General features: G+C 65.3%; 25 protein-coding genes and 1 tRNA gene. 11 read left to right on the top strand and 15 right to left on the bottom strand.

Translation table 11 applies throughout. The features are described from left to right. The first annotated feature begins 161 nt into the window (after nucleotides 1-161). Complete coding sequence (locus tag E5673_RS09470) at nucleotides 162-1,205, top strand: rod shape-determining protein (RefSeq protein ID WP_136189798.1); 1,044 nt, start codon at nucleotides 162-164, stop codon at nucleotides 1,203-1,205. 117 nt (nucleotides 1,206-1,322) lie between these two features. On the opposite strand, the gene E5673_RS09475 is transcribed toward E5673_RS09470, so the two are convergent. The 3 genes from E5673_RS09475 to E5673_RS09485 all read right to left on the bottom strand — a co-directional run bounded on the left by E5673_RS09475 (nucleotide 1,323) and on the right by E5673_RS09485 (nucleotide 3,359). Beyond that, a tRNA-Ile gene (locus E5673_RS09475) sits at nucleotides 1,323-1,398 on the bottom strand. A 136-nt stretch (nucleotides 1,399-1,534) separates the two neighbouring features. Further along, on the bottom strand, nucleotides 1,535-1,801 hold the full coding sequence (locus E5673_RS09480; RefSeq protein WP_031393308.1) for a hypothetical protein: 267 nt from the start codon (nucleotides 1,799-1,801) through the stop codon (nucleotides 1,535-1,537). Between the two features lie 154 nt (nucleotides 1,802-1,955). Continuing rightward, nucleotides 1,956-3,359, bottom strand: coding sequence for a M20/M25/M40 family metallo-hydrolase (locus E5673_RS09485; RefSeq protein WP_136189799.1), 1,404 nt, complete (start codon nucleotides 3,357-3,359; stop codon nucleotides 1,956-1,958). Nucleotides 3,360-3,482: 123 nt separating this feature from the next. On the opposite strand from E5673_RS09485, the gene ettA reads away from it, so the two are divergent. Genes ettA through E5673_RS09500 form a run of 3 tightly spaced genes read left to right on the top strand, consistent with a single transcriptional unit; the run spans nucleotide 3,483 to nucleotide 6,905 of the window. Next, nucleotides 3,483-5,162 (top strand): energy-dependent translational throttle protein EttA, encoded by a 1,680-nt coding sequence (gene ettA / locus E5673_RS09490; RefSeq protein ID WP_056062887.1) that lies wholly within the window; start codon nucleotides 3,483-3,485, stop codon nucleotides 5,160-5,162. A 4-nt stretch (nucleotides 5,163-5,166) separates the two neighbouring features. Beyond that, nucleotides 5,167-5,709: a hypothetical protein gene (locus E5673_RS09495; protein ID WP_136189800.1), complete on the top strand. Its 543-nt coding sequence runs from the start codon at nucleotides 5,167-5,169 to the stop codon at nucleotides 5,707-5,709. Between the two features lie 2 nt (nucleotides 5,710-5,711). Continuing rightward, nucleotides 5,712-6,905, top strand: a complete 1,194-nt coding sequence (locus E5673_RS09500; RefSeq protein ID WP_136189801.1) for a histidine kinase dimerization/phosphoacceptor domain -containing protein — start codon at nucleotides 5,712-5,714, stop codon at nucleotides 6,903-6,905. An 87-nt stretch (nucleotides 6,906-6,992) separates the two neighbouring features. On the opposite strand, the gene E5673_RS09505 is transcribed toward E5673_RS09500, so the two are convergent. The 5 genes from E5673_RS09505 to E5673_RS09525 are packed head-to-tail and all read right to left on the bottom strand — an operon-like array spanning nucleotide 6,993 to nucleotide 12,310. Further along, nucleotides 6,993-7,724: an NTP transferase domain-containing protein gene (locus tag E5673_RS09505; protein WP_136189802.1), complete on the bottom strand. Its 732-nt coding sequence runs from the start codon at nucleotides 7,722-7,724 to the stop codon at nucleotides 6,993-6,995. A 1-nt stretch (nucleotide 7,725) separates the two neighbouring features. Continuing rightward, on the bottom strand, nucleotides 7,726-8,817 hold the full coding sequence (locus tag E5673_RS09510) for an inositol-3-phosphate synthase (RefSeq protein WP_056050788.1): 1,092 nt from the start codon (nucleotides 8,815-8,817) through the stop codon (nucleotides 7,726-7,728). Nucleotides 8,818-8,832: 15 nt separating this feature from the next. Next, nucleotides 8,833-9,693 (bottom strand): CDP-alcohol phosphatidyltransferase family protein, encoded by an 861-nt coding sequence (locus E5673_RS09515; RefSeq protein WP_136189803.1) that lies wholly within the window; start codon nucleotides 9,691-9,693, stop codon nucleotides 8,833-8,835. A gap of 54 nt (nucleotides 9,694-9,747) precedes the next feature. Further along, nucleotides 9,748-11,793 (bottom strand): NAD(+) synthase, encoded by a 2,046-nt coding sequence (locus E5673_RS09520; RefSeq protein ID WP_136189804.1) that lies wholly within the window; start codon nucleotides 11,791-11,793, stop codon nucleotides 9,748-9,750. 49 nt (nucleotides 11,794-11,842) lie between these two features. Continuing rightward, nucleotides 11,843-12,310 carry a DUF1203 domain-containing protein gene (locus E5673_RS09525; RefSeq protein WP_136189805.1) on the bottom strand — a complete coding sequence of 156 codons (468 nt, stop codon included), beginning with the start codon at nucleotides 12,308-12,310 and terminating at the stop codon, nucleotides 11,843-11,845. Between the two features lie 118 nt (nucleotides 12,311-12,428). Between E5673_RS09525 and E5673_RS09530 the strand changes: the two genes are divergently transcribed. Beyond that, a complete protein-coding gene (locus E5673_RS09530) occupies nucleotides 12,429-12,785 on the top strand; it encodes an ArsC family reductase (RefSeq protein ID WP_136189806.1) in 357 nt (118 codons plus the stop codon). 11 nt (nucleotides 12,786-12,796) lie between these two features. Then, complete coding sequence (locus E5673_RS09535; RefSeq protein ID WP_136189807.1) at nucleotides 12,797-13,078, top strand: DUF427 domain-containing protein; 282 nt, start codon at nucleotides 12,797-12,799, stop codon at nucleotides 13,076-13,078. Nucleotides 13,079-13,237: 159 nt separating this feature from the next. Here E5673_RS09535 and E5673_RS09540 read toward each other — a convergent pair whose 3' ends face one another. Then, entirely contained in the window at nucleotides 13,238-14,152 is a 915-nt protein-coding gene (locus tag E5673_RS09540) for a neutral zinc metallopeptidase (RefSeq protein ID WP_136189808.1), read from the bottom strand. A gap of 100 nt (nucleotides 14,153-14,252) precedes the next feature. On the opposite strand from E5673_RS09540, the gene E5673_RS09545 reads away from it, so the two are divergent. Together E5673_RS09545 and E5673_RS09550 are read left to right on the top strand one after the other, a co-directional pair. Beyond that, a complete protein-coding gene (locus E5673_RS09545; RefSeq protein ID WP_136189809.1) occupies nucleotides 14,253-15,038 on the top strand; it encodes a 3-hydroxybutyrate dehydrogenase in 786 nt (261 codons plus the stop codon). A 118-nt stretch (nucleotides 15,039-15,156) separates the two neighbouring features. Beyond that, the gene (locus E5673_RS09550; RefSeq protein WP_136189810.1) at nucleotides 15,157-15,789 is read left to right on the top strand and encodes a DUF4893 domain-containing protein; all 633 of its coding nucleotides are present in this window, start codon (nucleotides 15,157-15,159) and stop codon (nucleotides 15,787-15,789) included. On the opposite strand, the gene E5673_RS09555 is transcribed toward E5673_RS09550, so the two are convergent. The 3 genes from E5673_RS09555 to E5673_RS19655 all read right to left on the bottom strand — a co-directional run bounded on the left by E5673_RS09555 (nucleotide 15,786) and on the right by E5673_RS19655 (nucleotide 17,919). Next, complete coding sequence (locus E5673_RS09555; RefSeq protein WP_136189811.1) at nucleotides 15,786-16,454, bottom strand: hypothetical protein; 669 nt, start codon at nucleotides 16,452-16,454, stop codon at nucleotides 15,786-15,788. The two genes, E5673_RS09550 and E5673_RS09555, sit on opposite strands and share 4 nt — an antisense overlap. Before the next feature lie 56 nt (nucleotides 16,455-16,510). Further along, nucleotides 16,511-17,497: a cation diffusion facilitator family transporter gene (locus E5673_RS09560; protein ID WP_136189812.1), complete on the bottom strand. Its 987-nt coding sequence runs from the start codon at nucleotides 17,495-17,497 to the stop codon at nucleotides 16,511-16,513. A 257-nt stretch (nucleotides 17,498-17,754) separates the two neighbouring features. Continuing rightward, nucleotides 17,755-17,919: a hypothetical protein gene (locus E5673_RS19655; RefSeq protein ID WP_164913371.1), complete on the bottom strand. Its 165-nt coding sequence runs from the start codon at nucleotides 17,917-17,919 to the stop codon at nucleotides 17,755-17,757. 191 nt (nucleotides 17,920-18,110) lie between these two features. On the opposite strand from E5673_RS19655, the gene E5673_RS09565 reads away from it, so the two are divergent. Next, nucleotides 18,111-19,493, top strand: a complete 1,383-nt coding sequence (locus E5673_RS09565; RefSeq protein WP_136189813.1) for a short-chain fatty acyl-CoA regulator family protein — start codon at nucleotides 18,111-18,113, stop codon at nucleotides 19,491-19,493. A gap of 132 nt (nucleotides 19,494-19,625) precedes the next feature. On the opposite strand, the gene E5673_RS09570 is transcribed toward E5673_RS09565, so the two are convergent. The 3 genes from E5673_RS09570 to E5673_RS09580 all read right to left on the bottom strand — a co-directional run bounded on the left by E5673_RS09570 (nucleotide 19,626) and on the right by E5673_RS09580 (nucleotide 21,260). Further along, a complete protein-coding gene (locus E5673_RS09570; protein WP_136189814.1) occupies nucleotides 19,626-20,573 on the bottom strand; it encodes an aldo/keto reductase in 948 nt (315 codons plus the stop codon). Further along, nucleotides 20,570-20,776 (bottom strand): hypothetical protein, encoded by a 207-nt coding sequence (locus E5673_RS09575; RefSeq protein WP_136189815.1) that lies wholly within the window; start codon nucleotides 20,774-20,776, stop codon nucleotides 20,570-20,572. The genes E5673_RS09570 and E5673_RS09575 overlap by 4 nt, the downstream gene beginning before the upstream one ends. A gap of 112 nt (nucleotides 20,777-20,888) precedes the next feature. Further along, nucleotides 20,889-21,260 (bottom strand): hypothetical protein, encoded by a 372-nt coding sequence (locus E5673_RS09580; RefSeq protein ID WP_136189816.1) that lies wholly within the window; start codon nucleotides 21,258-21,260, stop codon nucleotides 20,889-20,891. A gap of 193 nt (nucleotides 21,261-21,453) precedes the next feature. On the opposite strand from E5673_RS09580, the gene E5673_RS09585 reads away from it, so the two are divergent. After that, on the top strand, nucleotides 21,454-22,407 hold the full coding sequence (locus E5673_RS09585) for a metalloregulator ArsR/SmtB family transcription factor (RefSeq protein WP_136189817.1): 954 nt from the start codon (nucleotides 21,454-21,456) through the stop codon (nucleotides 22,405-22,407). Next, a complete protein-coding gene (metF, locus tag E5673_RS09590; protein ID WP_136189818.1) occupies nucleotides 22,404-23,348 on the top strand; it encodes a methylenetetrahydrofolate reductase in 945 nt (314 codons plus the stop codon). Before E5673_RS09585 ends, metF begins: the two co-directional genes overlap by 4 nt. The last annotated feature ends 77 nt before the right edge of the window (nucleotides 23,349-23,425 follow it).

Below are 23,425 nucleotides of genomic sequence, written 5' to 3' on the forward strand. Positions count from 1 at the left end.
ACCCCTATTCGATGATGCCGTATTAAGATTGCCGTCGTGATCGTCGTTGGGTTCGCCCGTCCGGGCGCAGAGCGATTGACGCGGATCGCACTACGCCGACAGCGTATGGTTTCATACAGTGGCCACGGTAACGGGCGCACGCTTTCAGATTGTCACAGCCCATGCGTCTTCCTTGCCTGTTCAGCCGCCCGTCGAACGACATGGCGATCGACCTCGGAACGGTGAACACCGTCGTCTATCTGCGCGGCCAGGGCATCGTCCTGAACGAACCGTCCGTGGTGGCGATCGAAACGCGCAATGGCGTCCAGCAGGTGCGCGCGGTGGGCGCCGAAGCGAAATTGATGATGGGCAAGACGCCCGACGGGATCGAGACCATCCGGCCGATGCGCGACGGCGTGATCGCCGACCTCGACGTCGCCGAGCAGATGATCAAGTTCTTCATCGAAAAGGCGCATGGCGGGCCCAGCCGACTGCCACGCCATCCCGAAATCGCGATCTGCATCCCGTCCGGCGCGACCCTGGTCGAGCGTCGCGCGATACGCCAGGCGGCGTCCAACGCCGGCGCGCGCAAGGTGTATCTGATCGAAGAGCCGATGGCGGCGGCGATCGGTGCCGGACTGCCGGTGACCGAGCCGGTCGGGGCGATGATCGTCGATATCGGCGGTGGCACGACCGAAGTGGCGGTGCTGTCGCTGCGAGGGCTTGCCTACAGCACGTCGGCGCGGGTCGGCGGCGACAAGATGGACGAAGCCATCAGTTCGATGATTCGTCGCAAGCACAATCTGATGATCGGCGAAGCTACCGCCGAGCGTGTGAAGCTGGCGGTCGGCATGGCGCGCATGCCGGAGGATGGAATTGGCGAGGTCATGCGCGTCAAGGGACGTGACCTGCGTGCAGGGGTGCCACGCGAAATCGAGGTGACGCAGGCGGATATCGCGGCGTCGCTGGCGGATCTGATCGGCCAGATCGTCGAAACCGTGCTGACCGCGCTGGAGAAGACCGAACCCGAACTGGCCGCCGATATCTGCGATCAGGGCATCGTCATGACGGGCGGCGGATCGCTGCTCGCGCGGATCGACGAAGTGTTGTCGGACGCGACGGGGCTGCCCGTCACGGTCGCCGAGAACGCGCTGACCTGCGTCGCGATCGGTGCGGGCCGCGCGATGGAAGAGCCTGTCTATCAGGGCGTGATGACGGAAATCTGAGTTGGCGGAACGCCGGGACCCCCCGGTTTTAGCAACGTCCACATGCACTGCACGTCGCGAAGCTCTCAAACCCGACATCGGTTTTCAAGCGCTTGGCTCGATGACGGACAGAGGGGTTGGTGGGCCCGGCAGGAATCGAACCCGCAACCTAGCCGTTATGAGCGGCCAGCTCTAACCGTTGAGCTACAGGCCCCACCGGCGCCTGCGTTAGCGCAAGCGATCCGCCCGCAAAAGGGCGCACAAGCAAAACGGCAAAGAAAAAGGGCGCTCCCGAAGGAACGCCCTTTCCGACACTAATACTCTATCGAGCGCGAACGCCCGACAGGGTCTTAGTTCATGTTGTCGGTCTTCTCGTCGGCAGCGTCACGGACGTTGTCGGCAGCTGCGTTCATGTTGTCAGCAGCGTTCTCGAGCACGTCGGTAGCGACTGCGTTCGAGGTGTTGTCCGCCATGGCGTCCATGTTGTCAGCCTGCATTTCCATGTTGTCAGCCAGCATGTCCGCGTTGTTCTCAACTGCGGCGGCTTCTGGCGACTTGCTGCAGGCTGCGACGGACATCAGGCCGGCGGCAGCAGCGATCAGAACGATCTTCTTCATTCGAATGCTCCCAAGCATAGTTTCACTCGCGGCCGACCCGATTGCCGTCGCGAAGTCACGTCAAATAGCGGCCCCCGGCGGGCGGTCAATCCGCTAAATTCATCTGTCCGCAAGGTTTGCGGCAGAACGATGACAGATTGGTTCATGCAATTCGTCACTTCTGGGGCACAATTGACCCGATTTCCTCGGGCGCATTGGCCACTGTCGCGATCACCGTGGTCCAGGCCGCGACGTTCTGGCGGAGCTGTTCGGGGTCGATCAGATCCAGCGTGTCCTCGGGCGTATGATGGTAGTCGAAGTAGCGCAGGCCCGACTGGTTGAGGTCGATTCCGGGGACCCCCGTGGCGATCACCGGGCCGACATCGGTGCCGCCGTGCGGGGCATCGGCACCGCGGATGATCCCGAGCGGGGCGAGCGCGACCGCCAGGCGATCCTCGATGGGCTTGGCAGCGTCGGGCAGGCTGCTCTCGAACCGCCAGACGCGATCGGCACCGAAATCCGATTCGGCAGCGGTCGCATGGCGCTCGCCGGCGTGCGCCTTGGCGTAGGCGGCTCCGCCGAAGCCGCCGCTCTCCTCGTCGCCGAACCAGACGACGCGGATCGTGCGGCGAGGGCGTTGGCCGCCGTCCATGACGATCTTGGCGGCCGCCGCGGTGATCGCGATGCCCGCCCCGTCGTCGATCGCGCCGGTGCCGAGGTCCCAGCTGTCGAGATGGCCACCGACCAACACGATCCCGGCTTTGGGATCGGTGCCGGGGACTTCGGCGACGACGTTGCCCGATTCGCGCATGCCGACCTGCTTGTCTTCGAGCACCAGCTTCAGCGTCACCGGCTTGCCGAGCTTCACCAGCCGCTCGACATGCTCGGCGTCCGCGACCGACAGCGCTGCCGCCGGGATCGGCGTCACGCCCGCGTCGAAATTGGTGTTGCCCGCGTGCGGCCCGCGGCCGTGATCGGTGCCGATCGACCGGATCACGATCGCCGCGGCCCCCTTCTTGGCGGCGACGTTCGGTCCGACGAAGCGCGCGGTGCCCTGCGATCCATAGCTCGACCCGTCCTGGGTCGGCTGCATCGCGTTCGACACGAAGACGATCTTGCCCCTCAGGCTGCCGTCGGCGGCGAGCGCGAGATCGTTGTACGTCGGGAAATACACGATCGGCAGGGTCAGCCCGCCCGGCGTCGTCGCGCCCGAATTGCCGAGGCCGACCAGATGCAGCTTCTGCGCATAGGGGGCGACCAGCTCACCACTCTCCGTGCCACGCGACCAGACGGGCAGCTGGTATGGCTCGATCCGCACGTTCTTGAAACCCAGCGCCTTCAGCTTGGCAACCGACCAGGCGCGCGCCCGCGGTGCCGCCTCGGTGCCGGTCATCCGCGGGCCGACCTCGGTGGTGATCCCCTCGACGATCTTGTAGGCGGTATCGTCGGTGAGTGCCTTGTCACGCAGCGCGGCGACCTTCGCGTCGACCGCGGTTGCCGGGGCAGCGGTGCGCTGCGCGGCAAGAGGAACGGCGGTGATTGCGGCACAGGCCGCCAGAAATGGTGCGATACGCGTCATCAGCAATTCCCCTTGGTGTCGGCCTCCTCCGTTAGGTCCCAGCTCGCGCGTTGCCAACCTTCGCGGCTGCCCTTACATGCGCAGATCAATCCCTCCCTCACGAACACCCGAACGGAGACCCCCGTGGCCGGCCAATACGCCTATGTCATGAAGGACATGACGAAGACCTTCCCCGGCGCGCCCAAGCCGGTGCTGTCGAACATCAATCTGCAATTCTATCATGGCGCCAAGATCGGCATCGTAGGCCCCAACGGCGCGGGCAAGTCGACGCTGATCAAGATCATGGCCGGCATCGACAAGGACTATACCGGCGAGGCCTGGCCGGGCGAGAACGTTACCGTCGGCTATCTGGAGCAGGAGCCGCAGCTCGACGCCACCAAGACCGTGCTGGAGAACGTCAAGGACGGCGCGCGCGGTGTCGCGGACATGGTGGATCGCTTCAACGCGATCTCCGCCGAGATGGGCGATCCCCAGGACGACACCGACTTCGACGCGCTGCTGGAGGAGATGGGGACGCTTCAGGAGCAGATCGACGCGATCGACGGCTGGACGCTCGACAACCAGCTCGAGGTCGCGATGGAGGCGCTGCGTTGCCCGCCGGGCGACTGGCCGGTCGACAAGCTGTCGGGTGGTGAGAAGCGCCGCGTCGCGCTGACCCGCCTGCTGATCCAGAAGCCGGGTATCCTTCTGCTTGACGAGCCCACCAACCATCTCGATGCGGAGAGCGTCCAGTGGCTGGAGAATCATCTGAAGGATTATGCGGGCGCGGTGCTGATGATCACCCATGACCGCTATTTCCTCGACAACGTCGTTGGCTGGGTGCTCGAACTCGATCGCGGCAAGTATTTCCCGTATGAGGGCAATTACTCGACGTATCTCGAGAAGAAGGCCAAGCGCCTTGAGCAGGAGGATCGTGAGGAATCCGGTCGTCAGACCGCGATCAAGAACGAGCTCGAATGGATTCGTCAGGGTGCCAAGGCGCGCCAGACCAAGTCCAAGGCGCGTATCGCCAACTTCGAACGCCTCGTCTCCGCACAGGAGAACCGCTCGCCGGGCAAGGCGCAGATCGTCATCCAGGTGCCCGAGCGTCTCGGCGGCAAGGTCATCGAGCTCGAGAACGTCTCCAAGGCTTACGGCGACAAGCTGCTGTTCGAGAACCTCTCGTTCACGCTGCCCGCGGGCGGTATCGTTGGCGTCATCGGTCCCAACGGCGCCGGCAAGTCGACGCTGTTCAAGCTGATCACTGGGCAGGAGACGCCGGACAGCGGCACGATCGACAAGGGTTCGACCGTGCGGTTGGGCTATGTCGACCAGAGCCGCGATCATCTCGACGACAAGAAGAACGTCTGGGAGGAGATTTCCGACGGCCTCGACTCGATGAAGGTCAACGGGTTCGACCAGTCGACGCGCGCCTATGTCGGGGCGTTCAACTTCAAGGGCCAGGACCAGCAGAAGAACGTCGGCAAGCTGTCGGGGGGTGAGCGCAACCGCGTCAACATCGCCAAGATGTTGAAGCGCGGCGGCAACGTGCTGCTGCTCGACGAGCCCACCAACGATCTCGATGTCGAGACCTTGGGCGCGCTCGAGGAAGCGATCGAGAATTTCGCAGGGTGCGCGGTGGTGATCAGCCACGATCGCTTCTTCCTGGATCGTCTCGCCACGCACATCCTGGCGTTCGAGGGCAACAGCCATGTCGAATGGTTCGAGGGCAATTTCGAATCCTACGAAGAGGACAAGCGCCGCCGTCTGGGCGATGCGGCGGATCGTCCTACCGCGCTGTCCTATAAGAAGCTGACGCGCTGACCCAATGTTGCGGGGGCTCGACGAGGAACTGGTCGCTCACAAATACGCGCATGTCGAGCGCGAGCGCCGGTTTCTCGTCGACCCTGCGCGTCGGCCCGATCTGGCCGACGCGCCGTATATCCTGATCGAGGACCGGTACATCGAGGGTACGCGGCTGAGGCTGCGCGCCATGACCGATAGCGGCTCGGGGCGCGTGGTCCTTAAGATCGGCAAGAAATACGACGTTGCCGACGTGCTGAGCAGGCCGACGGTCACGACGTATCTCGATCGGGACGAGTATGACCGGCTGGCGCAATTGCCGGCCCGATCGTTGAGGAAACGCCGGTATCCGGTGGGCGCGGACTTCGGCATCGACCTGTTCGAAGGAGCGCTCGCCGGGCTCGAACTCGCCGAGATCGAGCAGGACGACGCGGCCGCGTTGACGTCGACCGTCAGCCCCGAATGGGCAATCGCGGAGGTCACGCATGATCCGCGATTTCAGGGTGGGCGATTGAGCCGGCTGGATGCGGCAGGCGTGACGAGACTTATTGCCAGTAACATCGAGTGAGTATGACGGTTATCGAACAATCTCCCGGCGGCGATCGGCCACCCGGCGCAGGCGAACTGGAATATCGTCTTCGGCAGCAGTCGATCCTTGCCGATTTCGGGATCGAGGCGCTGCGGGCGCGGGATCTGCAGCCGATGTTGCAGCGCGCGACCGAGTTGTGCGGCGAGGGGATGCGGTCGCAATACTGCAAGTTCCTTGAATACCGTCCTGAACAGAACACGTTGTTGGTCCGCGCCGGGATCGGCTGGGCGCCGGGGGTGGTCGGGTCGACCGAGATGCGGACCGATCTCGGCTCGCCCGCAGGGTTCGCACTGGAGACCGGGCTGCCGGTGATCTCGAACCACCTTGAGAACGAGCAGCGTTTCCGGACGCCGGAGTTCATGGCGCAGCACAATATCCGCCGCGCGATCAATGTGCTGGTCGAGACCTCGGGCAAGCGCTTCGGCGTGCTCGAGGTCGACAGCCCCGACGAGGGCAAGTTCGAGCCCGCCGACTTCGCGTTCATGCAGGGGTTTGCGAACCTCATCGGCGTGGCGATCGAGCGGCAGCAGGCGGAGCAGCGGCTGAGCGAGGCGATGGAGCATCAGGAATTGCTGACGCGCGAAGCCAGCCACCGGGTGAAGAACAGTCTCGCTTTGGTGTCGGCGATGCTCAACCTCCAGATGCAGGAGGACGACGATCCGCGGATCCGGCGGCTGCTGGGCGACGCGCAGGCGCGGATCACCGCGATCGCGCAGACGCACGACCAGCTCTGGCGTGGCGATCAGGTGGGGATCGTCGCGCTTAACGATCTGGTCTGCGGGATCGCGACGGGGCTTGGCGAGCAATCGCTCACCCACCGGATAGACTGTGATATCGAGGCGATCCTGATCAGTGCGGACGTGGCGATCCCGATGGGATTGCTGGTCACCGAGCTGGTCACCAACGCGATCAAATATGCCTATGGCGACGACGGCGGCGTGATCCTGGTCACGGTGCGGAGCGCGGACGGGCGGATCGTGCTGACGGTGTCGGACGAGGGCGGCGGGTTGCCGGTGGACTTCGATTTGAAGACGGCATCGCGGAAAAGCCTCGGCATGCGGATGATCGGCAGCCTCGCGCGGCAGTTGCGCGGAACGGTGATGATCGAGAACGCCCCGGTAGGGACGTGCGCAACGCTCGACGTGCCCGATCCGCGGGTGGAGGTCGCAGGCTAACCACTGTTCTCCTGCGAACGCAGGAGTCCAGGGTTACGCGCGTATCGGGTGGTATCCTGGGCTCCTGCTTTCGCAGGAGAACGGCAGTTAAGCGGCGACCGCCTCGGCTTTAGTCGCCATCCACGCTTCGGCTTTCGCCAGGGCGGGGGCGTCGTCGACGTCGATCCAGTCGATGTCGCTGCAATCCACGATCCGGGCGAGGCCTTGTGCGGCCAGCAGGCGGACGCCTTCGGTGAGCGAGGGGCTCGCCAAGGTGGCCAGCGCGTCCGACAGCGCAGGGCCGATCGCGAAGACGCCGGTGTCGTAGCAGTCGTGCGGTTCGAGGCCCTTGCCGATCGCGACGATGCGGTCGCCCTCGGTGGCGACGCAGGTGACGTCCTCGGGGTCGACCCAGTCATGGCCAAGGCGCCGGTCGATGCCGAGCCGCAAGCCGCCGCCAGCGCCGGCCTCCGCCATGCGCGCGTAAAGTTCGGGGCTGACGAGGTGGTCGCACATCGCGAGAATCGCTTCGTCACCGGCTAGCGCATCGCGCGCTGCCAGTACCGAAACGCCGTTAGGTTCGCGGTGATCCGCGAGAACCGTCTCGACTGCCAGCGGCCAGCGCCGGCTCGCCAGATAGGCTTCGATCGCCTCGCGCCCATAGCTCACCGTCACGATCGCGCGCGCAAAGCCGGCCTCGGCTAGCCCCTCAAGCGCGTGAGCGATCAACGGCCGCCCCGCGACCGCGCAGAGCGGCTTGTACGGGGCGGAGGTGCGAAGGCGGCTGCCTTCCCCGGCGGCGAGGATGATCGCCGTTTGAATCCGGGGCGTATCGATCATGTCAGGCGGCCTTGATGAACCGCTCGACTTCGATCTGCGCGAGATCGTCGGTCATCTGCGTGCGCGGGTGCTTGCAGAAATAGGCCGATGCAGGGTCGATCACGCCGGCGATGCCGCGATCCTTGGCGATCTTGGCGCAACGGATCATGTCGATCGCGACACCCGCCGAATTGGGGCTGTCCTCGACCGAGAGGCGCAGCTCGATGTTCATCGGCACGCCGCCGAACAGCTGGCCTTCCATGCGCAGGAAGCAGACCTTGTTGTCGTTCTGCCAAGGCACATAGTCCGACGGACCGATATGGACGTTGTCGTCGTCCATGCGCTCGGCCGCAACAGACTGGACCGCTTCGGTCTTCGAGATCTTCTTCGACTCGAGACGGCGATGGTTCGACATGTTGAGGAAGTCGGTGTTGCCGCCGGTGTTGAGCTGGTAGGTGCGATCCAGCTTCACGCCGCGCTTGGCGAACAGGTCGGTCAGCACGCGGTGGACGATCGTCGCGCCGAGCTGAGCCTTGATGTCGTCGCCGATGATCGCGACGCCGGCGTCTTCGAACTTCTTCGCCCAGACCGGGTTCGATGCGATGAAGACGGGGATGTTGTTGACGAACGCAACGCCGGCTTCGATCGCGCACTCGGCGTAGAATTCGGTCGCTTCCTGTGAACCGACCGGCAGGTAGTTCATCAGCACGTCGGCGCCCGACGCCTTCAGCTCGGCGATGACCTCTTCACGGGTCGGCTCGGCGGCGTCGGAGACGAGGAACGTGCGGTCGTCCTTGAAATCGGCCATGTGGTCGGCGACGCCGTCCAGCTTCTTGCCCATCTTCACGATCGTGCCGGTGTTGCCGACATTGGGTGCGAACACCGCGGTGCAGTTCGGCTTGGCGAAGATCGCCTCGGCGACGTCCTTGCCGACCTTGCGGCGATCGACGTCCCAGGCCGCGACGACCTTGATGTCGCTCGGCTTGTAGCCGCCCATGTCGAAATGCATCAGGCCAACCTGGTCGTTTGCCCCCTCGCGATAATGCTCGAGGCCCTGGACGAGCGAGCTCGCGCAGTTGCCGATGCCGACCACGGCGATCCGAATGCTATTCATTACTGACCCTGTTCCTTACGAAAGATGCATGCGCGACGCGGTCTTTGGTCGCGTTGCGGAAGTATTACGAACGAAAGCCCGCTCGACACGACGGTGCCAGACGAGTCCGACGATGGCCACGAGAGTCAAAGGGACGATCTCGAACCACCAGAAGATGCGTGGGTTGCCCGCGAAGCAGGCGACGAAGATCGCCCATACCCGGACATTCGCGGTAAGCAAGGCCATGAAGCGCAACGGCGCGACGGCGCGGGCACCGTACAGGGCCCCGAGCGCGACCGGATCCGCCGACTGACAGAGCGTGCGCTCGAACGGCATAGCGATCCGGTCGATGCTGCTAGCTACGCCGTCGTAGAAGCGGACGAGCGCGTTGCCGGTCGGAACGGGCAGCGCTTCGAGCGCCACGCCCTTGATGCGACGATGGAAGCGCGAGCGCTCGCCTTCGTACATGTTCGACTGAACGGCATGCGCGCCACCAGCCGCGACGGCGAGGACCCAGGCCTCGGGCGTGTCGATCGTCAGCGCGAGCGAGATGTAGATCAGCGCGAAGACGCCGTGATCGCACAATCCGTCGAGCATCCTGCCGAGCGGGCTCGCGGTCTTGGTCGCGCGGGCAACCATGCCGTCGAGTCCGTCGGCGATCAACCAGCCCATCGACAGCACCAGGCCGACCAGCGCGAGCGCCCAGTTTCCCCACTGCGTGTAGGCGAGCGCCGCTGCTCCGCCGAGGCAAAGCCCCGCCACCGACACCGAATTGGCCGAAATTCCACGCGCCAACGCAAGCGGCAAAAGCGCACGGCCTGCCGGGTGAATCAGCCAAAGATTAGATGGGATCTCGATCCGGCGATCGCGCGATCCATCCGGTGGAGCCACTGTCATAGGATTTTCATAATGCGCCGGATGGGCGATTTATGCAAGGTGGCGCGGCTGACCTTACGGAACGCTTGACCGCAATTCCTTGATCCAGATCGTCGCGGTTCCATCCGACGGCGCGCGCCAGTCGCCACGCGGCGATAGCGCACCGCCTGCTGAGACCTTCGGTCCATTGGGCATCGCCGACCGCTTGAACTGGCTGGTCGTGAAGAACCGGAAGAGGAATTTCTCCAGCCAGTAGCGGATCGTCGGCAGGTCATAGGCGACGCGCGCGTCCGCGGGCAGGTCTTCCGGCCATGCGCCGACGCTCGCATCGCGCCATGCGTGCCAGGCGAGAAACGCGATCTTCGATGGCGCGAGCCCATAGCGGATCACGTAATGCGCGAAGAAATCGTTTAGCGCGTACGGCCCGATCATCGACTCGGTGCTCTGCAATGCGCCATCCGCGCCCGCCGGAACGAGCTCGGGCGAAATCTCCTGCGCGAGGATCGTCGACAGGATCGCGTCGGTCGCCGCGTCATACTGGTCGGTGCGGATACACCAGCGGATCAGGAACTGGATCAGTGTTTTGGGCACGCCGCTGTTCACGGCATAGTGGCTCATCTGGTCGCCGACCCCGTAGGTGCACCAGCCGAGCGCCATCTCGCTGAGGTCGCCCGTGCCGAGCACGATCCCGCGCCGCTGGTTGGCGAGGCGGAAGAGGTAATCGGTGCGAAGCCCTGCCTGCACGTTCTCGAAGGTGATGTCGTAGACGGGTTCGCCTTCGCTGAACGGGTGGCCGATGTCCTTCAGCATGCGCGTGGCGGCGGGGCGGATGTCGATCTCCTCGGCGGTGATGCCGAGCGCGCGCATCAGCGCCCAGGCGTTCGCCTTGGTCCCTTCGCCGGTCGCGAAGCCGGGCATGGTGAAGCCGAGGATCGCGCTACGGGGGCGGCCAAGGCGGTCCATTGCCTTCGCCGCGACGATCAGCGCGTGGGTCGAGTCGAGCCCGCCGGACACACCGATCACGATCGTCTCGGCATTCGCGGAGACGAGCCGCTTCGAGAGCGCCTCCACCTGGATGTTGAACGCCTCGTAGCAATCGTCGTCGCGCCGCGCCGGATCGTTCGGGACGAACGGGAAGCGGCGGATGGCGCGTTCGAGACCGCCGTCGGCCAGCACCGGCGCGTGATCGAACGCGATCCGCCGGAAGCGCGTCTCGGGATTGCCGGCGAACACGGCCGCATCGTTGAACGTGCCGGTCCTTACGCGCTCCGCCGTAATCCGTTCGCAGTCGACGTCGGCGACGACCAGTTCGGGCTCGGTCGAGAACCGCGCCGACTCCGCGATCTGTTCGCCGAGTTCGTGGACCAGTCCCTGGCCATCCCACGCAACTTCGGTGGTGCTCTCGCCCGGCCCCGCGGCGGAATAGACATACGCACAGACCGCGCGCGCCGACTGCGCCGCCGCCAGCATTGCCCGATCGCGCGCCTTGCCGATCACGATGTTCGAGGCGGACAGGTTGCAGCAGATCAGCGCCCCCGCGAGAACGCCCGCAGTCGAGGGTGGGGTAGGGGCCCAGTAATCCTCGCAGATCTCGGCATGGAACACGAAGCCCGGCAGGTCGCGCGCGGCGAAGATCAGGTCGGTCCCGAACGGCACGTCCTCGCCGTTGAGGTCGATCGTCAGTCCAGTCATCCCGGCGCCACTCGCGAACCAGCGCTTCTCGTAGAACTCGCGGTAATTGGGCAGGAACGTCTTCGGCACCACGCCGAGCACACGCCCGCGCGCGATCGCCAGCGCGCAGTTATACAGCCGCCCGTTCCGCACCAGCGCTGCGCCGACCAGCAGCACCGGCCGCAAGGTCGCGCTCGCCTCGACTACCGTCGCGATCGCGGCCAGCGTCGCGCGTTGCTGCGCGGTCTGGAGATGAAGATCGTCGATCGCGTAGGAGGTGAGGTTCAGTTCCGGGAAGACGACGAGGTCGACGCCCTTCGCATCCGCGTCGCGCGCCAAGGCGATCGTAGCCTCGGCATTGGCGCCGGTATCCCCCACCGAAGCCCGCGGCGTGGCGGCGGCAACCCGGATCAGCCCGTGACTATGGATCGCGTAGAATGGATGCGTCATGGCGCACCGATAAACGCCCCGAGCCGGTCACGCCACCGGCTTGCGCAGGTCAGGCGCGAACGATGCGCGCCGCATAACATCCGCGCTTGGCGTAGTGGGCTTGGAGATACGCCACGTCCGGCACCGCGAGGAACCGCTCGATCAGCGGGATCAGGTCCGAGCCGGCGACCAGGTCTGCGTCGATCATCTCGTCGTCCGATCCGAAGGCGCGCAGGGATATCGGCCGGATGCGGATCGCCTCAGGGATCGCGTCGAGCAGGTCCAGCGGTTCCGTCTCCGCCTCGGATACGAAGATCGCGTGGCGCGAGCGGTAGGGCGTGTCGGCCGGCTGATGTTCGTAGTTGATCAGGATCGCCGTCTCGCCAATCTCCAGGTCGCGCACCGCGATGCGATCGGGAAAGCCGGGCTTGGCGTCGACGACGTATCGCCGGGCGCCTGCTCGCGCGAGGTTGGCATCGGAGGCGCCGAACAGGTGTCGAAACTGGTCGGGGTCGAGCCCCTGAACGCGGAAGGACATGATCGCTCCTCTTAGGTATGAGCGAGCTTCATGACCTGGATCGGGTGCGTGTGCGTCCCGTAGCTTGCTACCAAACGGCTGCGCTTGGACTGATTCCAGTTTTGCTTCGGAGGCTATTTTGACGATCACGATGTTCGGCATCAAGAATTGCGACACGATCAAGAAGGCGCGGACATGGCTGGATGCGCACGACGTGGACTATGCGTTCCACGACTATAAGACCGCCGGAATCGACGCCGCGCATCTGGACGACTGGATCGGCCGGGTTGGCTGGGAGGTGTTGCTCAATCGCGCGGGGACGACGTTCCGCAAACTTCCGGAAGCGGACCGAGCGGATCTCGATGCCGAGAAGGCCACCGCGCTGATGCTGGCGCAACCGTCGATGATCAAGCGGCCTGTGCTCGATACCGGCAAGACGCTGCTGGTCGGGTTCAAGCCCGAGGCGTATGAGGCGGCGGGGCTGGGGCACGCCTGAAGGAGATCAATATGCTGGTTGCAAGTTGGAATGGCCATGAGATCGCGCGATCGGACGATACCGTCGTGGTAGAGGGTAATCATTACTTTCCCGCCGACAGCGTCGATCCGGCGTTGCTGGAGGATAGCGCGACGCATTCGAACTGCCCGTGGAAGGGTGTGGCGAGCTACAAGACCCTCGTCGTCGACGGGAAGCGGAACATCGATGCGGTCTGGTATTATCCGGAACCGAAGTCGGCAGCTGCCGAGATTAAGGATCGCTATGCGTTCTGGAAGGGCGTCGTCGTCGCGTAAGGACACGCGCGCCACTTTTTAAATCCTCCCCCGCCAGGGGGAGGTGTCGCCGAAGGTGACGCAGGGGGAGGACACGAAACAGGCGTTTCGCTTACCTCCCCCTCCGTCTGGCAAGCGCCAGCCACCTCCCCCTGGCGGGGGAGGATCGGGAGGCTCAGCTCAGATCGCGCCCGAGAACGTGTCGCACTGCTGCGGATCGCCGCTGTCCAACCCGCGCTTCAGCCACGACTGGCGCTGTGCCGAGGTGCCGTGCGTAAAGCTGTCCGGTACCACGCGACCCTGCGACTGCTTCTGCAACGTATCGTCGCCGATCGCCTGCGCCGCGGTCATGCCCTCTTGGATATCCCCGGCCTCGAGCCGCGTCTTGTGCGCCGCCGCCCACACACCGGCGTAGCAATCCGCCTGCAGTTCGAGCCGCACCGACAGCGCATTGCCCTCGGTCTCGCTCGCCTGGCGCTGCGCCTGCTGGACCTGCGCGTTGGTACCGAGCAGCTTCTGGATGTGATGGCCGAACTCGTGCGCGATCACGTAATCCTGCGCGAAGTCGCCGTTCGCCTTGAAGCGAGTCGACAGTTCGTTAAAAAAGCTGGTGTCGAGATAGATGCCCTGGTCGGTCGGGCAGTAGAACGGACCCATCGCCGACTGCGCCGCACCGCAACCCGAGCGGCCATTGCCGTCGAAGAACACCAGCTTCGGTGCTTCGAACCGCTGGCCGTTCTTCTGGAAGATGGCCTCCCAGGTATTGTCGGCCGAGCTGAAGGCGTTGCAGGCAGCCTTGCTTTCGGCGTTCAGCGAACAGCTCGACTTGGTATCGGTGCCCGAGCGCGGTCCGCTCTGCGTTGTCGGTGTCGACGTCTGTCCGCCACCGAGCAGCCCGCCGAGGCCACCCATGCCGCCAAACACTGCCATCAGGATCAGCACCACGACGATCCCGCCGCACCCGAAGCGGCTGCCGATCATCGGCAACAGCCCCATCAGCAGGCCGCCACCGCCGCCGCCAAAGCCGCCGCCTCCGCCGCCCGACCCGCGCTGGTCCTCGACGTTGATGTTCGGATCGTAATCGTCGAGCCGCATGGATATGCCCCTTTTCGTTTCTTCTCGGGAACGAAATGCGCAAGGTGGCGCTAGGGTTGCACGGCGGCAGAATACGCTGCGCCAAGATGGGGGAGTATGCATGTTCCTGAAGGGCAAGACCGCGGTCATTACCGGATCCACGTCGGGAATCGGGCTCGCCTACGCAAAGGCGTTCGCCGCCGAAGGCGCAGCAGTGGTGCTCAACGGGTTCGGCGATGCCGATGTGATCGAACGTGAGCGGGCAGCGTTGGCGCAGGCCAGCGGTGCGATCGCGCTCTACGACGCCGCCGACATGACCAAGCCCGACCAGATCGCGGCGATGGTCGAGCGGGCCGCGGCCGAGACCGGCAGCGTCGACATCGTCGTCAACAACGCCGGCATCCAGCACGTCGCGGGGATCGCCGACTTCCCGATCGACAAGTTCGACGCGATCATCGCGATTAACCTGTCCTCGGCCTGGCACATGATGCGTGCCGCCGTGCCGCACATGCGCGCCAAGGGCTGGGGCCGGATTATCTCGACCGCGTCCGCGCACTCGCTGGTCGCGAGCCCGAACAAGTCCGCCTACGTCATGGCGAAGCACGCGATCGCCGGGCTCACCAAGACGATCGCGCTGGAGACCGCGACCGACGGCATCACCGTCAACTGCATCTCGCCCGGCTATGTCTGGACGCCACTGGTCGAGAACCAGATCCCGGACACGATGGCGGCCCGCGGGATGACGCGCGACCAGGTCATGAACGACGTGCTGTTGGCGGCGCAACCCACCAAGGAGTTCGTCACCCCCGAACAGGTCGCGGCGTTCGCGCTGTTCCTGTGTCGGGACGAGGCCAAGGCGATCACCGGCGCCAATTTGTCGATGGACGGCGGCTGGACGGCAGCGTGATCGAGCGCTGCGTTCGCGTCGGGCAATAGCCATTGCCGTCGCTGGCCCGGCAGGCTTAGCATGCGAAAAATGTGGGGGATTCAAGATGATGCGGACTTGGCATAAGACGGCCGCATGCATGACGCTGGCGACGTGCGTATCGGCGATCGCCGGGATCGTGCCAGCGGGCGCCGCCCCGGTGCTGGATCGACAGGATCGCGATACGGATTGGCGGCGGGTCGCGACCGTCGCGGATCGCGGTCGGCTGAGAGGCTGGCGGGGCGCCTGGGTCGATGCGCTTGCGCAAGTCGATCCGCGCGAGATCAGGCAGGAGCCAGTCCTGTTCGATCCCGATCGCTCGCTCGTCGACCCGCTGCCCCCGACCGGCAGCTATCGGTGTCGCACGTTCAAGCTCGGTTCGCGCGCCGGGATCGGGCCGACCTTCATGGCGTCCGGATGGTTCGCGTGCAGGATCGGCGGCGGCGATGGCGGCGACGTCGATGGGGGCGGAAATTCAGTGGTCAGCCTTACCAAGCTGGATGGCTCGCAGCGTCCCGTCGGGACCATCTTCGCCGACACCAACGCGCGCGCGATCTTCCTCGGCACCATGGAACTCGGTGATGAAAAGCGCCCGATGCGCTACGGTCGCGATGCGACCCGTGACATGGCCGGGCTGATCGAACGGATCGGCACCAAGCGCTGGCGCGTGGTGCTGCCATATCCCAAATTCGAGTCGGTACTCGACGTCGTCGAACTGGTACCGGCCGACTAGCGTGGCAAGGCCGCCGATTGGGCAGGCGGCACGGTCGAACGCTGGTAGCTCGGCATCGGCGACGACGAGGTGGCGATTACGGCACCGGTCGTGGCCGAGGGCACGATCGGCGAAAGTCCCGCAAGATACTCCTTGCCGTGCAGCCCGACCGGAATAACGCGACCGACGTTCGCGGCGCTGACGGCCTTCAGGTACGAACGCGGCTTCTTCATGAGGTTCGGCTGGTCGAGCCCCGACAGTCCGACGATCCGCGCGGCTTCCTTCACGAAATGCACGCAATTGTGATCGCCGAGACGGTACACGCTGTCCGGCTTGCCCTCGCTCCACGAGTCGACCAGCTTCAGCACCTGCGTATATTGCGCGTCGGTCATCACCACCGAGAACTGCGCGTCGCTGCCGTTGATGTACGTCGGCTTCGCGATATCGAGCATCCCCGACACCGGGCCCATCAACAGCGCTGGCGATACCGATTTCGCGGTGAAGCCGTAATTTGCGTCGACCGGCGCGCCGCCTGCGTCGGGCACGCCCCGCAACGTGAAGAACGCGTGCGGGAAGCTGTTGCCGAGCTCGTGGCTCCAGAAGGTGATGGTGACGGCCGCCTGTGCGGGAAGCGCGTATCCCAGGCACAGGCAGAACAGGGCGATCAGCCGAAGAAGTGGTCTCATGCCCCAATATTATTTTGGAATGTCGAGCCTTACCAGTGTGATGAGTCTGATTTAGATCAGATTTGCGTGGTATTTTGTGCGGTCGCCGGGGCAGGCGAAGCGGATGCGGCAAGCGTCGCGTTCTCGCGCTTCTCTGGTCGGATATAGATCGAGGAGAGCATCGGGATGGCGGCACGCAACTCGGTCTCCATCGCCTCGATCAGCGTCTCGCCGTCGCCCATCGTCACCGAATCGTCGAAGTCGGCGCTGATCGCGGCGAAGATGCTCTCGGGTGCGGTGTGGATCGTGCGGACGTGATTGACCGAGACGATCGCGGGATGGGCTGCGATGATCTTGCGGATCGTCGCGATCACCGCCGGGTCGGCGCGCTCGCCGATCAGCAAACCCTTCGATTCGCGCGCGAGCAACACCGCGACCAGCGCGAGGATCAAGCCGATCGCGATCGAGGCGGCGCCATCGATCCGTGGATCGTTGAACGCATGGCTCGCCCAGATGCCGATCCCGGCGATGACGAGGCCCGCCAGTGCCGCGGAATCCTCGAACAGCACGATGAAACCGGCCGGATCCTTCGACCGATGGATCGCCTGCCACCAGCCCATGTCGCCCTTCGACTTCGAGAATTCGCGCACCGCGATCGTCCAGCTGCTGCCCTCGAGTGCGAACGAGATTGCGAGCACGACGTAGTTGATGGTCGGGCTGGTGAGCGGCTCGGGCTCCTGGATATGTCGCCAGCCCTCGAAGATCGACACACCCGCGCCAATCGCGAAGATCAGGATCGCGACGACGAACGCCCAGAAATACAGCTCGCGACCATAGCCGAACGGGTGCGCTTCGTCGGCGGGGCGCTTGGCCTTTTTCTGACCGTAGAGCAGCAACACCTGGTTGCCGCTGTCGACCACCGAGTGAAAACCCTCGGTCAGCATCGACGACGATCCGGTCATCCCGGCGGCGACGAATTTCGCCACGCCGATCCCGAGATTGGCGGCGAGGGCGCCGTAGAGGACGATGTCGTCCTTGATGCGAGCGGTCAGTGTCTTGGCCATGTCGCCGTCCTACACGAGGGGGGCGTGTTGAAAAGAGACAGAATTTCAGGGCGGATCCCCCTTCCCCCCTCCCTGGAAGGGAGGGGCCGGGGGTGGGTAGGTTTCCGCATTTCTCGACCTGGTGCGACACGAGCGGGCCGACCCACCCCCAACCCCTCCCTTTCAGGGAGGGGTGAAGTCGGAAGAAACAGGAATACCCGCCGATGGACGAGCCACCGGCGGGATCCTTTCCTCCCCAGGAAACTTTGTAGAGCGGTTTAGCCGAGCCGGCCGAGGCGGTGGTACAGCGCACTCATCCGCGTCAGCCGTTCGTCGTCGATCGAGGTCTTACTGATCATCTCGCCGAGCACTTCCTTCATCAGCGCGAAATCGTTGGTCGAGAAGACGGCGCGGGCGCGGGGTTGTTCGGTAGTCGTCTGCATGGCTTGCCTCCTTCGATGATCGTCTTGTCTCTCTCTTTACATGCATCATGTGCCGAGAGAGGCGATGCACAGGCAATAGCGTTCGAGGCCGGCAAGTTGGAAGGCCGTCCCACGCCGCCGCAACGTCGCGGTGTCCGCCCTGCTTGTGGAACACGTGTCGTTCTGTAAACATCGTGACAGGAGGGTTTGCGATGGCGGAACGGAAATTGCTGGCGGGGCATGCGATCCGTCGCTTGCGACGCGGGGCGGGGCTGACTCAGGCGGCGATGGCCGACATGCTCGCGATCAGCCCGAGCTATCTCAATCTCGTCGAGCGTAACCAGCGGCCGATCTCCGCGACCTTGCTAATCAAGCTCGCCGAGAGCTTCGATTTCGATCCGCGTTCACTGGCGGCGGGTGAGCCGGGCGGCGGTGCGGAAGCGATCCGGCGACGGCTGGCGGACCCGATGTTCGCCGACCTCGAGATCGATCGCAACGAAGTCGAGGAGTGGCTCGCCAGTGCCCCCGGCGGCGCGGCGGCGTTCGCCCGCGTGTTCGACCGGATCGGCGGCGGCGCCGTGGTCGAGGCGGGCGACGATCCGGTCACGCTTGTCCGTCGCGAGATCGAGCGCTGGCGGAATCATTTCGCCGATCTCGATGCCGCGGCCGAAGCGCTGGCCGACGAGTTGCGGCTCGGTGCGGGCGATCTCTACGGCGCGATTGCCGAGCGGTTGCGCGCCAAGCACGGGTTGACGATCCGCGTGCTGCCCGCCGACGTGCTCCCCGACACGCTCCGCCGACTAGACCTGCACGCGCGGCAATTGCAGTTGAGCGAGATGCTCGACCCGGCCTCGCGCACGTTCGCGGTCGCGTTCCAGCTCGGCCAGATCGAGGCGAAGGCGGAGATCGATGCGCTCGCGAAAGGCGCCGGGTTCACCGATCGCGCCGCGGAAAGGCTATATCGCCGTCACCTCCTCGGCTATTTCGCCGCCGCGCTGATGATGCCCTACGCCAGGTTCCTCCGTGGATGCGAGACGACGGGGTACGACATCGAACTGTTGCAACGCCGGTTCGGCGCTGGCTTCGAACAGGTCGCGCACCGGCTGACGACGTTGCAGCGCGTCGGCGCACGCGGCCTGCCGTTCTTCATGATCCGCATCGATCGGGCGGGGCAGGCGTCGAAGCGCTATCCCGGCGCCAGCGGTGCGGCGCTGGTCGAGGCGGACGGCCGCTGCCCGTTGTGGCGACTGCACCATGCGTTCGACCGGCCGGGCACCCTTATGGTGCAGCTGGTCGAACTGGAGGACGGCGCGCGCTGGCTGACGATGGCGCGCACCGTGACGCCGCAGGGCAGCCGCTTTGGCGCAGTGCATGCCGAGTTCGCGATCGGTCTCGGGGTCGCGCCGGCGCAGGCGGGCGTGCTGGCGGCGGCAAGCGGTTTCGATCTGGCGGGCAGGGCGATGCCGATCGGGCTCGGCTGCCGCGCCTGTTTCCGCAACGATTGCCCGCAACGGTCTGTCGCGCCGGCGGGGCGGGCGCTGCTGATCAACGAGCGCGAACGGCGGACCTCGGCGCTGACGTTTGCCGGAGACTAAACGATCCTCCCCCGCAAGGGGGAGGTGGCAGGCGCTTGCCTGACGGAGGGGGAGGAAGGCGAAACCGCTGTTCCCTCGTCCTCCCTCCGTCACCTCCGGCGACACCTCCCCCTTGCGGGGGGGATCAAGTGGTCAGGCGCCAGCGACCATCAGCGCGTCCAACTGATCCTTCGACAATTCCAGCGTCATCGCAGCCAACAGGTCTTCGATCTGCTTCACGCTCGTCGCGCTAGCGATCGGCGCGGTAACGCCAGGCTGCGCCATCAGCCATGCGAGCGCGACCTGTGCGTGGGTCGCGCCGGTAGCTTCGACCACCGAGTCCATCGCATCGAGGACGGACTTCCCCTTGCCTTCGAGCAGTTCACCCATGCGTCCGCCGCGGACGCTCTGGCCGAGATCGTCCTTGGTCCGATACTTCCCGGTGAGGAAACCCGAAGCGAGGCCGTAATAGGGCAACACACCGATGTTCTCGGTGACGCAGTAATCCTGCAATTCGCCCTCGAACTTGGTGCGGCTGACGAGATTATATTCGGGCTGGAGCACATGATAGCGCGGCAGGTCCGAGGTCTTGGCCGCCTCGACCGCAGACTTGAGGCGAGCGGCGTGGAAGTTTGATGCGCCGATCACGCGGACTTTCCCCGCATCGACCAGCTTGCCGAACGCTTCGAGGACAGCCTCCTGCGTCTGCGAATCGTCGTCCTGGTGCGCGTAATACAGGTCGATGCGATCGGTATCGAGGCGCTTCAGCGAGGCTTCGGCGGCGGCGGCGATGCGCGCCGGGGCGAGCTTCTCGCCGCCTTCACCGGGGAGCATGCCGACCTTGGTCGCGATGAGGACGTCGTCGCGCTTGCCGCTGACCTTCAGCCATTCGCCGATCATGCTCTCGGATTCGCCGCCCTGATGGCCGTCGACCCACGCCGAATAGACGTCGGCGGTGTCGATCATCGTGCCGCCGCCAGCGACGAACGCATCGAGCACGGCGAAGCTGGCGGCGCGGTCGGCGGTCCAGCCGAACACGTTGCCGCCGAGAATGAGCGGGGCGATCTTCAGATCGGTCGAGCCGAGGCGGCGGAGGGTCATCGGGTCTGGTCGCTTTGATTCGAGGGGAGTTCGGTATCTTCAGGAGCGGCGGCGACCGCGTTCAGGTCGACGCTGTTCGCATCGAGCATCGCGGCGGCTTCGTTCAACTGGTGCGCTTCGTCGGCGGTGACGGCGCCGGGTTCGCTCGCCGACGAGCACGCCGCGAGCAAAGCAGGGAACAGGACCGCCGCCAAACCTAGCACGCCATGCCGGCGAACGCTGGCATCTGCCCGCCTAGGTCGCTGGGACACGAAGCGGGATATCTCAGCTTTCACTGGGATGACGAGGGGAGGCGGGCGGCGGTCCATTCAGATGTTAGTCCTTGATCGCGTTGCCGGCGCGGGTCAGCGCGTTGCCGGTCGCGTCGGTCGCACGGTCCGCACCGTTGCTGATGGACGCGCCTGCACGATGTGCACCGGCCTCGATCCGGTCACCGGCGCGGTCGGTCTTGGCGTCGAGGTGATCGGTCGAGTTGTCGATGCGGGCACCGGCATTGTCGAGCGAACGCTCGGCTGAGCCCAGCGCGCGATCGCTGGCGGCGCTGACGTCGTCGACGGCATTGGCGGTGGTCGCGCTTGCATCGGCGGCGATTGCGTTGGCCGCCTGTGCGGTCTGGTCCTGCGCGTTGTTGCTGCAAGCTGCGAGGCCGGCGGTGAGCGCCAGGGCGGGGATCAGGAACTTCTTCATAGGTATCTACTCCCGTGGATGTCGTCTTGTGGACCGGGGAATGCCCAGCCCATAGCGCAATCGAACGCGGACGAAGCGTTTCCGATCCGTCACGATCGGCCGCGATGCGATAAGTCGCGGGCGGCGATCGGTAATGTTCGAGACGCACACGCCCGCGTTGACCTCATATAAAGAATTCTTTATATGTCCTCATATGACGATGGCGCTCGAAATCTTCCGTGCTTTGGCGGACGCGACCCGGTTGCGGATCCTTGCGCTGCTGCGGCGGATGGAGCTGTCGGTCGGCGAGCTCGCGCAGGTGCTCGGACAGAGCCAGCCGCGCGTCTCGCGCCATGTGAAGATCCTGTGCGACGCCGGACTTGCCGAGCGTCGCAAGGAGGGTAGCTGGGTGTTCGTCGCGCTGGGGTCTGCGGACGTGGTCGAGCCGGTCGCGCGTTCGCTCGACGTATGGGCAAAGACCGAGCCGGACCATTGGGCGGTCGCGGATGCAGCACGGCTTGCGGCCGTGCGTGCGGACCGGGCGGCGAGTGCTGCGGCGTGGTTCGAAGGGCATGCCGACGAGTGGGACGCGATCCGGTCGCTGCATGTCGCCGATAGCGAGGTCGAGGCGGCGATGGCGGCCGTGCTCGGCGATGCGCCGGTCGGCACGCTGATCGACATCGGTACGGGCACCGGGCGGATGCTCGAACTGTTCGGCGGACGCGCGACGGTCGCGCTCGGGATCGATCGCAGTTCGGAGATGCTGCGGCTCGCGCGGGCCAAGCTGCACGACATGACGCATGCCGAACTGCGGCAGGCGGACCTGTACGCGCTACCGATGGCGGATGCCGCAGCGGACGTCGCGATCCTGCATCACGTCCTGCATTTCGCGCAGCAGCCGGGGGCTGCGGTGAGCGAGGCGGCGCGGGTGCTCGCTCCCGGCGGACGGTTGCTGATCGCTGACTTCGCTAGCCACGACCGCGAGGAACTGCGGTTGCGCGATGCGCACACGCGCCTGGGGTTCGCGGACGAGCAGATGGCGGCGTGGTTCGAGGCGGCAGGCTTGCAGACGGCGCGCGTCGGGACGCTCGAGGGCGGCGAGTTGACGGTGAAATTATGGCTCGGCCGGAAGATCGGCACGAGCTTGCGTGAGGTGAAGGCGGCATGACGAACATTTCGATCCCCCAACTGGCCGAAGCGCGCCGCGCGCTCGAAGAACCGCTGTTCGCGGATCTCGCCGGAGATGTCGGCGTCAGCTTCGAGTTCTTCCCGCCGAAGAGCGAGAAGATGGACGCGCAGCTCTGGGAGGCGATCCGCACGCTAGAGCCGCTTGGCCCCGATTTCGTGTCTGTCACCTATGGCGCTGGCGGCTCCACGCGCGAGCGCACGCATGCGACGGTGGCGCGGATCCAGCGCGAGACGTCGATGAACGCTGCCGCGCATCTGACCTGCGTCGAGGCGACCAGGGCCGAGATCGACCAGGTGGCCGAGGAATATTGGGCGGCGGGCGTTCGCCACATCGTCGCGTTGCGCGGCGATATGCCAACCTTGGGTCAGCCCTATCAAGCGCATCCGGGCGGGTATGAGAATGCGGCGGCTCTGGTCGCTGGTCTGCGGAAGCTGCATCCGTTCGAGATCTCGGTCGCGGCGTATCCCGAGTGCCATCCGGAATCGGGCGGGCACGACGCGGATATCGACAATCTGAAGCGCAAGATCGATGCGGGTGCGACCCGTGCGATCACGCAGTTCTTCTTCTCGCCCGAGGCGTATTTCCGGTTTCGCGACCGGGTTGCAGCCGCAGGGATCACCGCGCAGATCCTGCCGGGAATCCTGCCGGTGTCGAACGTCGCGCAGACTCGGAAGTTCGCGGGCCTCTGCGGTGCGGAAATTCCGGCGTGGATGGACCGGTTGTTTGAAGGGCTCGACGATCATCCGTCGGCGCGGCAGCTGGTGGCAGCGACGATCGCGGCCGAGATGTGCCGGCGGCTCTATGCGGGCGGGGTGAAGGACTTCCACTTCTACACGCTCAACCGCGCGGAGCTGGCCTACGCGATCTGCCACATGCTCGGTGTTCGCGCGAAGCCGGCCGAAAAGGTCGCCGCGGCGTAATTCCCCTCCCGCCTGCGGGAGGGGTTAGGGGAGGGGCTGGCCCAACCCGACCGTCTCGTTTGCGGCACTTCCCTCCC

This window comes from Sphingomonas sp. PAMC26645, assembly GCF_004795835.1.
Classification (GTDB): Bacteria; Pseudomonadota; Alphaproteobacteria; order Sphingomonadales; family Sphingomonadaceae; genus Sphingomonas.